We start from the raw sequence: 14,761 nt of genomic DNA, 5'->3' as shown, positions 1-14,761 counted from the left end.
TTATATGTGATATCAAAGACCCTTTGCCTTTTTCAAAGTTATACCATTATCTCCAAGCGGGATAGCGTGGTCAAGTCCAACGAACTTGCCTCCCTCCTGCCAAAGAACTTCCTTGACAAAATCATACTTTTCTTCATCCCATGTAACAAAATCGTCCTTTACAAGTCCGTCCGTGTCACCTGAGTTTGCATTGAAGCACCAGAAAGTGTGATTTACATGATTGTCCTTTATTAGCTTTCTCATGTAGGTCATCCAAGTTAGGTTAGGCTCTGTCATAAAGCCGCCCCACTCGCCTATGAGAAGCGGTGCGATATCCTGCTTCTGAATGTAGAACCAGTTGTCTTTCCAGCAATCTTTCATAAGGCTCTTGTATGTGTAATCGCCCTCGAACCAAGGCTGCTGATAAACTGTCGGACCATAGTCGTGCGGCGAGTAAACAAGCTTATCCTGATATTTGCCAAGGTCGATAGGATAGTCCTTTACGCCCCTGAGATTTCCGCCCCACCAGTTGAAATAGTAATCATCACTGTTGGTGGAGGAATAATCCCCGTTTTTCTTGATGTTCTTAGGGTATATTTCGATACCCTCGACCATTATAAGCACATTAGGATTTTTCGCAAGCACCTTGCTCGCTGCCGTTTCAGCCACATACTTCCAGTTGTTTGCGTCCTTTGAATCATTCCATATTGCCGCAGCGTCACCCTCGTTAGGCTTGCCGTGAGGCTCGTTTTTCAGGTCAAATGCAATGATAGTGTCATTGTCCTTATATCTGTCGGCAAGCCACTCCAAAGCATGGTAATAGTCCTTTACAGTGACCTTGTCAGTATACCACAGATTTACAGTATGACCGCTGGCATTGGTTTCCGCTGAATGGATATCAGGCATTACTTTAAGACCGTTTTCCTCCGCAAGCTTGAGAAAATAATCAAATATCTCAAGGCTGTTCATAGAGTTCAGCTCTTCATTGTATGCGTTATTGTAGTTCGCCTTTGGATATTCGTCCTCCGACCACTGGTTGATAAGCTCCGCCGACATAGGCACTCTTATAAGATTGAAGCCATGGTCTGCAATAGCCTCCACCGATGTCACAAGCTCGCTGTTCCAAAGTCCGTCAAAGGTGTTAGTGCCTGTGTTGTAGCCAAACCAGTTCACGCCCGTGAGCCAAACCTCTTTGCCGTCCTTATCAAGTATCTTGCTTCCGTCTGTGTGGAGCCAATCATCACCCTGTTTAGCCTTTGAGGTACGCTTTAGAAGCTTTTTAACGTCCTTTTCCGTGACCTTTTTGTCATTATTCTGATTATTGTTGTTATTGTTATTATTCTGTGATACCTTGCCCTTTTTAACAGTACACTCCACACCGTTTAGCTTTGCAGACTTAACATTGAGCTTTGTTCCAGTTCCGATATTACAGCCGATAGAGGTCGAACCGCCCTTTGCGATCTCGCCATTGTAATCAACATTCGTGACCGTGAGTTTGTTGCCCTTGACCTTAAAGTTGCCGTTCCAGCCGTCACAGCTTTTGAGCTGGTCTATTTCAAGCTCCAGCGTCCACTCCTTGAGGGCTTCATCGGAGTTGTTCTCAATTCCTATCTCCATGCCCGTCATGACCTTGTCGCCGTCCTGCCAACTATTGTCACCTGAATAGGAGATGATAAAGCCCTTTTCCTTTTTATCGTCCTTGCTTTCCTGAGAGCTTTCCTCCTCATCAGCATCAGACTCGTCCTCGCTTTCATCAGCCACAGAGTCCTCCTCACTGGTGTCATCGGTTTCCGAAGCCACCGCAGAACTGCTCTCCGCCCTTGAAGCCGAGCTGTCAACGTCTTTTTTACCTGACGTTGCCACCAGTATCAGTGCAATAACAAGCCCCACTATAACAGCGCCCATGCCTGCAAAAGCGATAATAAGCTTTTTGTTTATGCCCTTTTTGCCCACATTTTCCTGCTGACTGTTTACGTCTTTTTTCTCATCACTCATAAGTTTTCCCCTTTATTTTTGATTTTTACATATTTATAAGACCGCCGAGTATTACGCCCGACGGTCGAACTTTCTTTTTTTGGCGACTTATTTTACTGACTGGAGTTTCTCGCTAAGGAACTTCTCCTCAAACTTGTCTGACGGCATAGGTCTGCCGAAATAATAGCCTTGTATAACGTCAGTTTCCAGATCTCTCAGGATATCGAACTGCACCTGTTCCTCAACGCCCTCTGCGCAAACTGCTATATGCAGGTCGTGAGAAAGATTAACTATCATTTTAACAAACACCGCAGTGTCAGGATTTTTTGCAATATCATCAATAAACGACTTGTCTATTTTAATGGTATTCAGTGGCATTTCCTTTATGCAGTTAAGAGAAGAATATCCCGTTCCGAAATCGTCCAGTGCTATCTTCACGCCCTTGTCTGTTATATGCCTCAAAAGCTCCTTCATCTTTTCCATATCATGGATAGCAAGACTTTCTGTGACCTCAAAACATATCTTCTCAGGGGGTGCGCCTGTTTCGTCAAAAAGTGCGTCTATCTTGTCAAGAAAATCAGGCTCAATTATCTGACCTACAGACAGATTGATGTTCATTCTCAAATCAAGCCCTGCGTCAGCCCACTTTTTGCACTGTCTGCCTGCGATCCTTATCATGTTCTCGCCCAAGAGATTGATATAGCCAAGTCTTTCCGCCATAGGGATAAATTCGGCAGGGGAAACCTGACCGAACTCAGGTGGATTCCACCTCATAAGCGCTTCACAGCCCACAAGCTTCTTTTCAGAGCTGCTGAATATAGGCTGATAGTACGCCGTGAAATGTGCAAAGCCGTTTGTGATATCCTTGTGCATGAGCCTTTCAAGTTCGATCTGCCTTGAAAGTATCCTGCCGATAGTTTCATTATAATTTATAGTACAATTCTTGCCCTGCTTTTTCGCATATGAAATGGCAAGGTCGATTCTTTTAAGTACCGTATTTACAGTATCATCGGGCTTTGGAAACTTCGCCACGCCCATTGAACAAGTGCAATAGCAACTGCTGTTAGCTATCTGCCACTCTGTGTTGAACTTATCATGTATGATCTTGCATATTTCGTCGATCTCAGCCTGATCCTGATCTCTCAGAAGTACAACGAACTCATCGCTGCCAAATCTAAAAACGCTCAGCTTTTTATTCTTCCAGGCAAAATTCTCAAAGAATTTACCTATCTCTTTGAGAAGCCGGTCACCATTATTATGACCATAGCTGTCATTTATGTTCTTGAAATTATCAAGGTCAATGAGCATAACAGTGCTGTTCTCATCGCTTTCAATAATGCCCTGTATACTCTTATCAAGACTTAATCTGTTAGGAAGGCCTGTGAGATTATCGTAAAAGACCTGCTTTTCGATGACCCTCTCATAATTTATCTTTTCTGAGATATCATTAAGTGTGCAAAGTCTGATAGTTCTGCCGTCATGCCATTTTATGAGCTTTTCCGACACATTGAACCATTTGTCCATGATCTCGGAATAATAATCTCCTCCAAAAAGCATTCCTTCCTTGTGAGCAGGAAGCTCACACCAAGTCTTGCTGAAAACGTCACTTTCCTTTTTGCCGACCAGTTTCCCCAAATACTGTTCAAAGCTCTTGCTGGCAAAAACTATCTCACCACTGTCCTGTGCCACTGCAAGCACATAGGAATTCATATTATCCATAACATCAGTAAGCGTGCGAGTAGTGCTTTCAGCATGTTCAGCCGCTCTCCTAGTATGGAGCATACCAGAAAGTATGTATGTCAGACGTGAGGCTAGCTGTATCTCCTCAGGTGACCATACTCTCTCAGGATCAGAGGACAAAAGATTGAAATATGCAACATACTTATTTGCGTCCTTGACAGCACAAGTGAGTGAACAAGGATACACCGCTCCACGCAGGGTTATTTCCTCATTATCTCCATTCGGGTGAGCCTTATCCGCAACGTGGATACCAGTTTGCATAAGTGCTTTTTTCATTGCATTGTATCTATTTCTGTTAAATTCTTTATCAAAAGCAAATACAGTATATTTATGTGTATCAGCGATCAATTCATAACTCAAAGGTTCTGAGTTTTCATAGCCTGAAACAGTTACCGTAGCCGCATTGACATAAAGCGCAGAGCAAATACTTTCGAGAAAATTCTTGCACACATTATCAAATCTGTCATCGCTTTCAAGTATTTTCAAAAAGCTCTCGAACTTTTCGTTATAGGTCTTATCTGGTATGTCCATACAAACAGCCCTCCTCTGCTTATATAAATACGTCTAGCGTTATTATAACATATTCTCCGTAAAATCACAAGGGGAATTATAGAAATTTATTTATAATATACAAAACAAATGAGTAAATTTATATATTATTAAAAAGCAAGCCCCGTAGTTAAGCTTAAAAAAGTTTAACTGACGGAGCAAATGTGACCGAACCGATAAGCCGAGTTTTGTCGAGTGCGATAATCTATCTGGACTGTACGTCGCCGCACAGCTCTAGCCACCTATAGCCCCAAGTCTGACGAGCAGCCATTGACTTGCAAGCTACCATTGGTGTTGCATCGGATAAGGTTTACATAGCAATGACGTCTCCGCCATTCTGGTGGGCTTTTACCCCGCCTTTCCACCCTTACCAACAAAAGTTGGCGGTATATTTCTGTTGCACTGGCTCTAAGGTCACCCTCGGCTGACGTTATCAGCTATCCTGCTCTATGATGCTCGGACTTTCCTCATAAACCTAGAACGTTTACGCTATCGCATAGCTCGCTCACACTATGATTATATCACATGAATGACGAAATGTCAAATAAAAGCCTGCATAGACAGTGAGCATTCTTTTATAAAAGAAAATCATGCAAAACGTCTCACACATATTTACAATTTACAGAAAATGTGATAGAATTAAAATAACCAAATCAAGGGAGCGTAAAAAAATGAGAACTTGTCCTCTATGTGGAAAGTGAGGGCGAGATTGACACTTGGAATGAAATAACATTGAATAAGCTTAACAGCAATCTTAATGAAGTTGACCTCCCATCAGATAGAGAATTAATACTTGCAGGCGTTCTTACTGACAATCTTAAAAGCTATGATGAAGCACTTGAATTTGCCAAAAAAACGGATCTCTCATGTTTACTTTTCACTGATGACGAAGGTGACCTTACAGTTTATTCACAAAGACTGGATTACAAATATCTCGGCTGCACAATATATGATAGATGTGAGAGTCAGCAAAAGCTTAATGGTGATATTTCATACACGACCGAATACGTCTGCGAGATCTGGCTTATGAAATAAGCAAAATTAAAGTTTACAAATCATCTTATAATTAGCCTTGATATATTGTTTACAATTCACAAAAATTATGCTAAAATAAACGTATGCTTTTAAGCTCTTAGCTTTATCAGTAAATAATATAACAAGGAAAAAAACATCTATGAAGTTCAATATCAAAAAGGTCGCAGCCGCATTTTTAAGTGTGGCAATGCTCACCACAGGCTCGGCTCAGCTTTCTGTTTTTGCACAGCAGACGCTGAAATATGAAGCCGAAAACGGCACTTTAGGTGGCTCTGCCTATATCCAAACAGACAGCTCCGCATCAGGCTCTAGGTCAGTTCGTTTTTCAGACTCAAGCTGCACATGGTCACAGACTGTTACAGTCAGCGAAAGCAGATACTACAAAATAAAGCTTTACAGCCGCGGAGAAGGCTCGAATAAGATAAACAACCTTTCTGTAAACGGCTCAAATGCAGGCACTTTCAGCAGTGCAAACAGCTCTGCCTATAAAGCGTCCACAGTGAATGGTATTTATCTCAAAAAGGGTCAGAACACTGTCAAAATAACAATGTCGTGGGGATATTTTTCTCTTGACTACATAACCATAGAAAAAATGAGCTCTTCAAATGCCTACACTGCAGCTGAAAATCTCGTTGACCCATACGCTTCACAAAGCACACAGCGCCTTTACAGCTATATGAAGGACGTTTACGGCAAAAAGGTCATAACAGGGCAGTATTGCGACGGTGGTCTTAACGGCGCTGAGTTCAAAGCTATAAAGTCCGCCACTGGTCAGACTCCTGCTATGTTGGGTCTTGACTTTATGCGCTATACTCCATGCCGTGTCCAGAACGGCGACACCTCCGACGCTGTCGAAAAGGCTATCGAGTTCTCACGGGCAGGCGGAATAGTAACATTCTGCTGGCATTGGAACGTCCCTGACAAATATCTTCTCTCAGGTACAGACGGCGGAAATCCACGTTGGTGGGGTGGTTTTTACACCAAAAACGTTGACCGCTCAAAGTTCTCGCTTACCAAAATAATGAACGGCTCAGACCCTGAGGGCTACAACACTCTTATGAGCGACGTTGACGAGATCGCCAAACAACTCAAACGTCTTTCTGACGCAGACGTTCCGGTACTGTTCAGACCGCTCCACGAGGCAAGCGGTGGTTGGTTCTGGTGGGGTGCAGACGGCTCGGAAGCCTACAAAAAGCTTTGGCAGGCAATATATAACAAGCTCACGAATGAATACAAGCTTGACAATATTATATGGGTATGGAATGGTCAGGCGGCAAATTGGTATCCTGGCGACGAATATGTTGACATAATCGGAGAGGATATCTACCCAGGCACAAGAGATTATTCAGCACAAAGCTCAAAATATCTTGAAGCCACAGACTGTTCACCAAACGGAAAAATAGTTGCCCTTACAGAAAACGGCTGTCTTTTCGACCTTGACAAAGCCTTTGAAGCAAACACCGCATGGTCATATTTCGGCACATGGAGCGGTGAGTTTTGTATATCAAGCTCTGAGAAATATACCGAGAAAAGTATGTGGCAAAAGGTCTATAACAGCGACTATGCCGTGACACTTTCAAGTCTGCCCGACCTGAAAAGCTATCCTATCAGCAGTGACAATACACAGATAACTCTTGACTCCACGTCAAAAGAAATCACATACGGCGACAGCATTACCCTAAAAGCCAGCGTGACCTCAGACACTCCTCAGACAGTAACATGGAAAAGCTCCAACACAGCCGTTGCCATAGTAAAAGACGGTGTTGTGACCGCCACGGGCAAAGGCACAGCAAAGATAACAGCCTCCCTGCCTAACGGAAGGTCTGCCGTCTGCACTGTAAAGGTCACCACAAAAAAGCTTCCAACATCAGGCTGTTCCTATGCAAGCACTGCACAGTACACAGGCAGTGCAATTATTCCGACAGTCACTGTTAAGGACGAAAGCAAAGTTCTCCGTCAGAACATCGACTATCGTGTGATAGTCACGAACAATGTTAAAATCGGTCGCGCTAACATCACTATCTCAGGCATGGGCAACTACTACGGCAGTTATACCGCAGACTTTGACATTATCCCTGCCAAGCAGACCATACAAAAGCTTGAAACAAGATACAAAGGCTTCTTTGTGGATTGGGCGCAGAAAGGCTCTGCAACGGGCTATGACATTCAGTATTCCACCAGCGCAAACATGAGCGGTGCGGCTTCCAAACACCTCACTGCCAACAAGCCAGATAAACTGACAATAAGCGGTCTGACAGCCGATAAGACCTACTACGTCCGTGTGCGTTCCTACACAAACGTCGGAAGCAAGACTTATTATGGCCCATGGTCTGATATAAAAAACATAAAGACCGCAAAATATGATATCACAAAAGCTTCCGTTTCTGGCATTTCCACCAAGGCATACACAGGCAAGGCTATAACGCAGAACATTACTGTGAAATACAACGGCACTGCCCTGAAAAACGGAACTGATTACACAACTTCCTACTCAAACAACAAAAAAATCGGCAAGGCAATTGTCAAGATAACAGGCAAAGGCAAATATGGCGGCGTTATCACAAAGACATTTACAATAAATCCTGCCAAGCAGGAGATACAAAAGCTTACGTCTAAATCCAAAGCATTTTTCGTGGATTGGGCGCAGAAAGGCTCTGCAACGGGCTATGAGATACAGTATGCAACTAATTCCAAGTTTACAAACGCAAAGAAAGTCACCATAAAAAACAACAAGACCGACAAGACCACAATTTCCAAACTTAGCGGCAAAAAGAAATATTACGTTCGTGTCCGTTCCTACACGACAGTGAACGGCACAAAATATTACGGTGCATGGTCGGTTTCAAAGAGCGTGACTACAAAAAAATAAACACAAAAGCACTCCGAGCGAAATTGAAATGCCCCCCTTTTGTTAGACAATGTGGTATAATAGAAATATACCAATAAAAAATCTAACGAAAGGGGGCATTTTTTATGCCAAAAGGAAAGCCGAACAAAAGATACACACCGGAATTCAAAATCAAAGTAGTGGAAACAATGCACAGAGAAAAGCTAATAAAATATGTGTGTCTGACGTTTCGTGCTTCACTGCCTGCGATATTAAGGAAGACTGATGATAAGGCAGATAAAATAGCAGAAAACAAAGCCCCCTGAGCCACAATGCTCAGAAGGCTTTGTTTTATATTTGGCCGAAACAGCTATCAAGAACATCTTCAGACAAATTCAAACAAGTGCCTGAAATTCAATGATCGTCTCTTTCGGATCGTCAGTAACAGTTACATCTATTTTAAATTGCTGTATCATTATTCCTTTCAATTTTATGTTGTTAAACTTGACGTATTCCAAAAACATTTTTATGAATAAATCCCTGTCAGCGGTATAATCCTTAAAAAATGCACATAGATATTTTCCCGCAGGGAGCACACAGAAATGTCTTGAATTCTTCATTTCTTCACTGCACATTATCATGGTGTGCCAATTATCCATATTTTCCATCTCGGAAATATCATCAAAATCCATATAAAAGCCTATTCGGTCTGAAGCCAAGATTGGCGCAGTTTCGTGAAGATGACTTTCAAGGTGCATAAATTCAAGTGCAACGGATTCACCACTTTTATCAGATTTATTGAGCTGTGATATGATAAATCGCTCTGGAAAATCCTCAAAAGAAAACTTCTCCAGCTCAATATTATTGTCGATAACCTTATCAATGAAATCTATTTTTTCTTTGATAGTCTCCGCCAGCCTTTGTTTGCTACGTATCTCCTCTTCAAGAAGCTTGTAATGTTCTTTCAGCATATCCACAGATTTTTTCATATTTCTCTCCGTGAAATATCCTTTTATCTCATTCAGCGAAAAATTTAGGCTGCGCAGTTCAAGTATCGTGCCAAGCTTCTCATATTGCTGTGGATCATAGTATCTGTACCCCGTCTCAGGGTCAACATAATCAGCCTTGAAGATCCCAATACTATCGTAATACCGCAGTGTTTTTGAAGAAACGCCTCGCTTTTGACCCATTTCTTTTATGGAAAGATATTTCTTTTTTTGTTCCTGGTTCATAATGAATACCCCTTTTCGTCAGCAAACTTCTATTCAAGCGCCATTTTGCCCTCTTCATCAGTTCTGATCTTTATTACATTTTCGACCTCATATACAAAGATCTTTCCGTCTCCGATATTTCCGCTGTACAGCACACGCTTTACCGTGTCTACCAAAAGCCCGAGTGGAACTGTACTGATAACGATCTCGACCTTTATCTTCGGGAGCAGATGTGACTTTGCTTCCGAGCCACGATAATAATCGGTACTGCCCTTTTGTATTCCGCAGCCATTGACATTTGTTACGGTCATACCGGTTATATCTATCTCGTCAAGTGCGTCTTTCAGCGACTCAAATTTCGAGCTGTTCATAAGTATAACTACCTTGCGTATCTTTCCGTCAGCTTTATACGCTGAACGATCTATAGGCTTTGAGAGGTCTATCTGTGTAACACTCTTGGCATTTCCGTCCGACAGATCTGAAATAAGATCATCAGTCACATTGCTCTGCCAACCATGCTCTGAGCGGTCAAGACCCATTATCTCAGCCTTTTCAGAAACTCTGATACCTACCGTATGCTTAAGTATAACGAAAAGTAGCGTCATTGCAGCTAATCCGTATACCGCAACAGACAAAACTCCAAGTAGCTGCACGCCAAGAAAGTTAAATCTACCTGTATAGATAACGCCCTTTTCTACAGAAAATACACCTGTCATTATTGTGCCAAAAGCTCCGCAAAGACCATGAACTGATATTGCGCCAACAGGGTCGTCCACTTTGCAGATATGGTCAATAAATTCAATTCCATAAATCATAACAAAAGCTGCACCTACGCCCACGAGAAGCGCCGCATAGTGCGGAAGCTGATCCGCACCGGCTGTGACGGCAACAAGACCTGCCACAATGCCGTTTAAGGTCATCGTTATGTCTGATTTTCCGTATCTTACCCATGTAATTATCATTGCAGATACGGCACATGCTGATGATGAAAGTATAGTGTTCATAAACACACTGCCGATAGCTGCAAGGTCAAATCCGCTTTCGGAAGTCACTACCGAGCCGCCGTTAAAGCCAAACCAGCTTACCCACAGGATAAACGCTCCAAGAGCCGCCAAAGGTATATTCTGTCCCAGTATAGCCCTTGACTTTTTCTTTTTGTCATATTTGCCTATTCGTGCGCCTAGCACGGCTGCGCCTGCAAAAGCAGCAGAACCTCCCAAGAGATGCACGGCAGTTCCGCCCGCAAAATCGTGGAATCCAAGCTGTGCGAGCCAGCCATTGGCGTTCCATATCCAACAGCCGCTTATAGGATAAACAACTGCACTCATAACTGCGGAATAAATAAGATATGACTTGAAAGCAGTTCTTTCGGCCATAGCACCTGAAACGATAGTAGCAGACGTTGCGCAGAAAACTAACTGCCACGCCATAAATACAGGCTGTGGAATAGTTTGTGAAGCAGCCGAATAATCGCCGTTAGAGAAAAGATCTATCACGCCCACAACGCCTGTTGTTGCACCAAACATTATGCCAAATCCCAAGATCCAATAAAAGATCGAGCCGACCGCAAAATCCATAATGTTTTTCATGATAACATTACAGGAATTTTTCTTTCTTGTAAAGCCTGTTTCAAGCATTGCAAATCCCGTCTGCATAAAAAACACAAGCACGGTGCATATGGCAATCCAGATCGTATCCGCTGACATAATCATAAGATCAATCCTTTCAGATAACATCACTGCGGCATAGTATTATAAATGCCGCAGCGTGTATTATTTTCATTGTTCAGATCATTTGTTTACCTGAAAATCAGTATAAGAGAAGTTCCAGAATGACTGAGGACTTGGAGTAAATGTAAACTTATCGCTGACAGCGTAAACCGACTCGGGCACATAAAGTGGGATATAAGCACAATCATCAGCAGCTATCTTTGAAGCTTCAATAAAGTATTCCACTCTCTTACTATCGTCAGTTGTTTCATAAGATTTATCAATAAGTGCGTCAAAGTCTGCATTCTTCCACATTGCCTGATTTGCACATCCCGGTACTGTATTTGAGCTGTGGAACATTGTTTTCAGATTGCCCACAGGGTCGAGATAGTCAGATACCCAGCTAGAGCCAAACGCCTGATATGGTCTGTTGCCGTTTTCATCTTCATTAAAGCCGTACAAATAGCTGAACATATCTGCTGAAAGTATCTCCTTGATATTCATTTTGATACCGACCTCACCAACCATAGATTGAATAAGCTCAGCTTCCGGAACATTAGCAGATAAAGTGTAAAAATCGAACTCAAATCCGTCAGGATACTTTGACTTAGCAAGATACTCCTTTGCCTTATCATAATCCTGAACTGTGTAATCCTCCATTTCGCCCACTGCAGTGTGCCACTTGTCAGGATCCATATAATACATATTATCGGATAAACAAGTAACATCAAGCTTTGCCGAATACTCTCCGCCAATGGATTGCTGAACAAGGGAAGAGTCTATACAGTAAGCAAGCGCCTTTCTTGCGTTAACATCATCAAACGGCGCAACCTGTGTGTTTAAGGCGACAAAAACCGTAGAAGTCTCAAAATCGTGAATGATATTATAATTGCTCAGCGACTCGTAAGTCGGAAGAACGTCATTTGTAATTCCAGGTGCAAAATCGATAGTTCCTGACTTTACTGCCAATGCGATAGTGCTGGCGTCTTTCATAACATAGAAGTTGATCTTGTCGATAGCAAGATTATCTGCACCGCCCCACCAATATTCATTCTTCTCAAGAACTATCTGTGAGTCAGCAGCCCATGATACAAACTTATATGGACCTGTACCCACTACTGAGCCTTCATTTGTTCCATAAGCGTCACCTTCAGCTTCCACAACAGACTTCTTCAAGATCTGACATGGCGTTGTTGCAGAAACATACTTCCATGTGCTGTCAGGCTGAGTAAGATGAACAGTGAGCGTTCTTGTTGCCTCATCTACCTCAAAGCTGTCAACGTGCTCAAAAAGATAGCTCATTCCATAAGCGTCCTCACGCACACGATTTAGAGAATACAACACATCGTCCATTGTAAGATCGGAGCCGTCGGAGAACTTTACACCCTCACGGATCTTATAAGTATATGTAAGATCGTCCACCTGTTCCCAGCTTTCTGCAAGTGCAGGTACAACATCTGTGCCGTCCTGATTAAAATCAAGGAGCGTATCGTAGCAATCATACTCTGTGTATTCATTTACAACAAGGTTTGCGTCAGCAGGATCAAAGGATACAGGCTGACCTGTTGACGCAACATTCAAAACAACAAGTCCGTCTTCATTTGCAACACCTGTTCCGCCTCCCGAAGTATTGCTACAGCCTGTGATACCTACAGCGAGAAACAACGCCAACGAACCTGCTAAAAGTTTCCTGTAGTTTTTCATGATAAATTCTCCTTTTCATATAAACTTCTATATCAATCCTCTTCATCAGAGTTATGACCTTTTGGATAATGGCAGGCAACAAAGTGTCCGTTGCCCATATCCTTGAGTTTTGGTGTTCTGTGGTCGCACAAACCATGCTTGTAACGGCTGCACCTTGAAGCAAACCGACAACCCTCAGGCACGTCTATGGCAGTAGAGATATCACCTTTAAGGATTATCTGCTCCTTTTGCTGAAGCGGATGTTCCTTTGGCTTTGCCGAAATAAGCGCCTGCGTATATGGGTGCATAACGTTTGAATACACCTCATCTATAGGGCCCATTTCAACGATAACGCCAAGATACACAACAGCTACTCTGTCGCAAAGATGACGGACAACATTCAAGTCATGTGAAATAAAAAGCATAGTCTGACCAAGATTTTCTTTAAGGTCTATCATCAGATTAAGTATCTGAGCTTGAACAGAAACATCAAGTGCCGAAACAGGCTCGTCAGCCAACACAAACTTTGGCTCTGACATCAGCGCCCTTGCAATGGCAAGACGCTGAAGCTGACCTCCAGAGAGTTCCTTTGGCAGTCTTGAAAGCACATCATCAGAAAGCTTGATATACTTTAAAAGCCCCTTTATCCTATTCTGATACTGTTCATCGGTCATGCCCAGAAACTTTCCATATTCCGCAAACGTCTTTCCAAGCCGCTTCTTTGGGTTGAAAGATGCAAGCGGATTTTGAAAGACCATTTGCATATCCTTTCGCAGGGGCTTCATTTTCTTCTGCGAATATCCGAAAATATCCTGTCCGTCGAAAATTATCTCACCAGAATCGCTGCTCTGCAGATTAAGAACGCATTTGCCTATCGTTGATTTTCCTGATCCGCTCTCTCCGATAATGCCAAATATCTCACCTTTTCTTATTTCAAAGCTGACATCATCGCAGGCATGGAGGTAGCTTACACCGACCTTTTTGATCGCAGGATTTCCAATCTTGAACCATTTCTTCAAGTGTCTTACCCCAAGAATATTTTCAGCCATTCTTTTCACCTCCGTCCGACAGGAAGCACGATGCTTCGTGACCTGCCCTGATAGTTTTCAGCGTTGGAAATTCTTTGCGGCATTTATCCATACATTTATCACATCTCTCCGCAAACGGACAATGAGTGAACTTGTTATACAAAAGCGGCGGCGCTCCAGGGATAGTTGCCATATACTTTCCTGTATCAGCCTCTTTAGGATTGCTGTTCAGAAGCGCCCTTGTGTATGGGTGAGCCGCATTATCAAAAATATCAAGCACAGAACCCGTTTCGCATATCCTTCCAGCATACATTACTGAAACGCTGTCACATATTTCAGCCACAACTCCAAGGTTATGAGTGATAAATATTACCGAGGTGTTATTTTCTGCGGCAAGTTCCTTGATAAGTTTGAGTATCTGTGCTTGTATCGTAACATCAAGAGCTGTTGTCGGTTCATCCGCTATAAGAAGTCTAGGTTTACAGGAGAGCGCCATTGCTATCATTACTCTTTGGAGCATTCCTCCACTCATTTCAAATGGATACTGTTCATACCGCTGTTCAGCAGGAAGTATTCCTACTTTTTCAAACAAAGTAAGCACATATTCCTTTGCCTCTGCCTTTTTCATTTTCAACTTTTTGCGCACAAGCTCAGCGATCTGCTCGCCTGCTTTCATTATTGGGTCAAGAGATGTCATAGGGTCCTGAAATATCATTGCAATATCTTTTCCCTGAATAGTCTGCATCTGCTTCTCCGACAGCGAAAGCACATCAACTTCTTTGCCCTCGCCGTTCTTGAAAAGGATCTGTCCCGAATATCTCGTATGCTTTTCATCATGGAGCCGCATAATAGATTTAGTGGAAACGCTCTTTCCGCAGCCGCTTTCACCCACAACGCCATGGATCTCGCCCTCCTTTACGCTAAGGTCTACTCCCTGAACAGCGTAAACTATACCTCTGACCGTCATAAAATCTACAGACAGATCTTTTATTTCAATTACATTATGCTCGTTCATAAGAACACCTA

The 14,761-nt window shown here is 42.8% G+C and carries 10 protein-coding genes and 1 other RNA gene; 3 read left to right on the top strand and 8 right to left on the bottom strand.

Annotation, left to right across the window (positions count from 1 at the left end; genetic code table 11):
- Nucleotides 1–12: 12 nt before the first annotated feature.
- From DWW81_RS04450 to rnpB, 3 genes are all read right to left on the bottom strand, one after another.
- Nucleotides 13–1,974 (bottom strand): cellulase family glycosylhydrolase, encoded by a 1,962-nt coding sequence (locus DWW81_RS04450; protein ID WP_117896841.1) that lies wholly within the window; start codon nt 1,972–1,974, stop codon nt 13–15.
- Between the two features lie 87 nt (nt 1,975–2,061).
- Nucleotides 2,062–4,224: a bifunctional diguanylate cyclase/phosphodiesterase gene (locus DWW81_RS04445; RefSeq protein ID WP_117896840.1), complete on the bottom strand. Its 2,163-nt coding sequence runs from the start codon at nt 4,222–4,224 to the stop codon at nt 2,062–2,064.
- 179 nt (nt 4,225–4,403) lie between these two features.
- Nucleotides 4,404–4,750: RNase P RNA component class A (gene rnpB, locus DWW81_RS04440), an RNA gene on the bottom strand.
- A 224-nt stretch (nt 4,751–4,974) separates the two neighbouring features.
- Between rnpB and DWW81_RS04435 the strand changes: the two genes are divergently transcribed.
- The 3 genes from DWW81_RS04435 to DWW81_RS04425 all read left to right on the top strand — a co-directional run bounded on the left by DWW81_RS04435 (nt 4,975) and on the right by DWW81_RS04425 (nt 8,430).
- Nucleotides 4,975–5,277: a hypothetical protein gene (locus tag DWW81_RS04435; protein WP_147338960.1), complete on the top strand. Its 303-nt coding sequence runs from the start codon at nt 4,975–4,977 to the stop codon at nt 5,275–5,277.
- A 139-nt stretch (nt 5,278–5,416) separates the two neighbouring features.
- The gene (locus DWW81_RS04430; protein ID WP_117896838.1) at nt 5,417–8,146 is read left to right on the top strand and encodes a glycosyl hydrolase; all 2,730 of its coding nucleotides are present in this window, start codon (nt 5,417–5,419) and stop codon (nt 8,144–8,146) included.
- 104 nt (nt 8,147–8,250) lie between these two features.
- On the top strand, nt 8,251–8,430 hold the full coding sequence (locus DWW81_RS04425; protein WP_117896837.1) for a hypothetical protein: 180 nt from the start codon (nt 8,251–8,253) through the stop codon (nt 8,428–8,430).
- A 69-nt stretch (nt 8,431–8,499) separates the two neighbouring features.
- Here the strand turns inward: DWW81_RS04425 and DWW81_RS04420 are convergent, their stop codons facing one another.
- From DWW81_RS04420 to DWW81_RS04400, 5 genes are all read right to left on the bottom strand, one after another.
- Nucleotides 8,500–9,336, bottom strand: a complete 837-nt coding sequence (locus DWW81_RS04420) for a MerR family transcriptional regulator (protein ID WP_117896836.1) — start codon at nt 9,334–9,336, stop codon at nt 8,500–8,502.
- 29 nt (nt 9,337–9,365) lie between these two features.
- Nucleotides 9,366–11,027 carry an ammonium transporter gene (locus tag DWW81_RS04415; protein WP_117896835.1) on the bottom strand — a complete coding sequence of 554 codons (1,662 nt, stop codon included), beginning with the start codon at nt 11,025–11,027 and terminating at the stop codon, nt 9,366–9,368.
- 78 nt (nt 11,028–11,105) lie between these two features.
- A complete protein-coding gene (locus DWW81_RS04410) occupies nt 11,106–12,728 on the bottom strand; it encodes an ABC transporter substrate-binding protein (RefSeq protein ID WP_117896834.1) in 1,623 nt (540 codons plus the stop codon).
- 32 nt (nt 12,729–12,760) lie between these two features.
- Nucleotides 12,761–13,756 carry an ABC transporter ATP-binding protein gene (locus DWW81_RS04405; RefSeq protein ID WP_117896833.1) on the bottom strand — a complete coding sequence of 332 codons (996 nt, stop codon included), beginning with the start codon at nt 13,754–13,756 and terminating at the stop codon, nt 12,761–12,763.
- Complete coding sequence (locus DWW81_RS04400; protein WP_117859516.1) at nt 13,749–14,750, bottom strand: ABC transporter ATP-binding protein; 1,002 nt, start codon at nt 14,748–14,750, stop codon at nt 13,749–13,751. Before DWW81_RS04400 ends, DWW81_RS04405 begins: the two co-directional genes overlap by 8 nt.
- Nucleotides 14,751–14,761: the final 11 nt, after the last annotated feature.

It is taken from the genome of Ruminococcus sp. AF17-1AC, from assembly GCF_003461385.1.
GTDB classification, from domain to species: domain Bacteria; phylum Bacillota; class Clostridia; order Oscillospirales; family Ruminococcaceae; genus Hominimerdicola; species Hominimerdicola aceti.
Note: the sequence above shows the minus strand (reverse complement) of the source record. Positions and strands in the feature narration are given on the sequence as shown.

Excerpts from the sequence above, each read along its gene's own strand:
- DWW81_RS04450 (WP_117896841.1), bottom strand. The coding sequence starts at position 1,974 with ATGAGTGATGAGAAAAAAGACGTAAACAGTCAGCAGGAAAATGTGGGC.
- DWW81_RS04445 (WP_117896840.1), bottom strand. The coding sequence starts at position 4,224 with ATGGACATACCAGATAAGACCTATAACGAAAAGTTCGAGAGCTTTTTG.
- DWW81_RS04410 (WP_117896834.1), bottom strand. The coding sequence starts at position 12,728 with ATGAAAAACTACAGGAAACTTTTAGCAGGTTCGTTGGCGTTGTTTCTC.
- DWW81_RS04430 (WP_117896838.1), top strand. The coding sequence starts at position 5,417 with ATGAAGTTCAATATCAAAAAGGTCGCAGCCGCATTTTTAAGTGTGGCA.
- DWW81_RS04400 (WP_117859516.1), bottom strand. The coding sequence starts at position 14,750 with ATGAACGAGCATAATGTAATTGAAATAAAAGATCTGTCTGTAGATTTT.
- DWW81_RS04405 (WP_117896833.1), bottom strand. The coding sequence starts at position 13,756 with ATGGCTGAAAATATTCTTGGGGTAAGACACTTGAAGAAATGGTTCAAG.
- DWW81_RS04425 (WP_117896837.1), top strand. The coding sequence starts at position 8,251 with ATGCCAAAAGGAAAGCCGAACAAAAGATACACACCGGAATTCAAAATC.
- DWW81_RS04420 (WP_117896836.1), bottom strand. The coding sequence starts at position 9,336 with ATGAACCAGGAACAAAAAAAGAAATATCTTTCCATAAAAGAAATGGGT.
- DWW81_RS04415 (WP_117896835.1), bottom strand. The coding sequence starts at position 11,027 with ATGATTATGTCAGCGGATACGATCTGGATTGCCATATGCACCGTGCTT.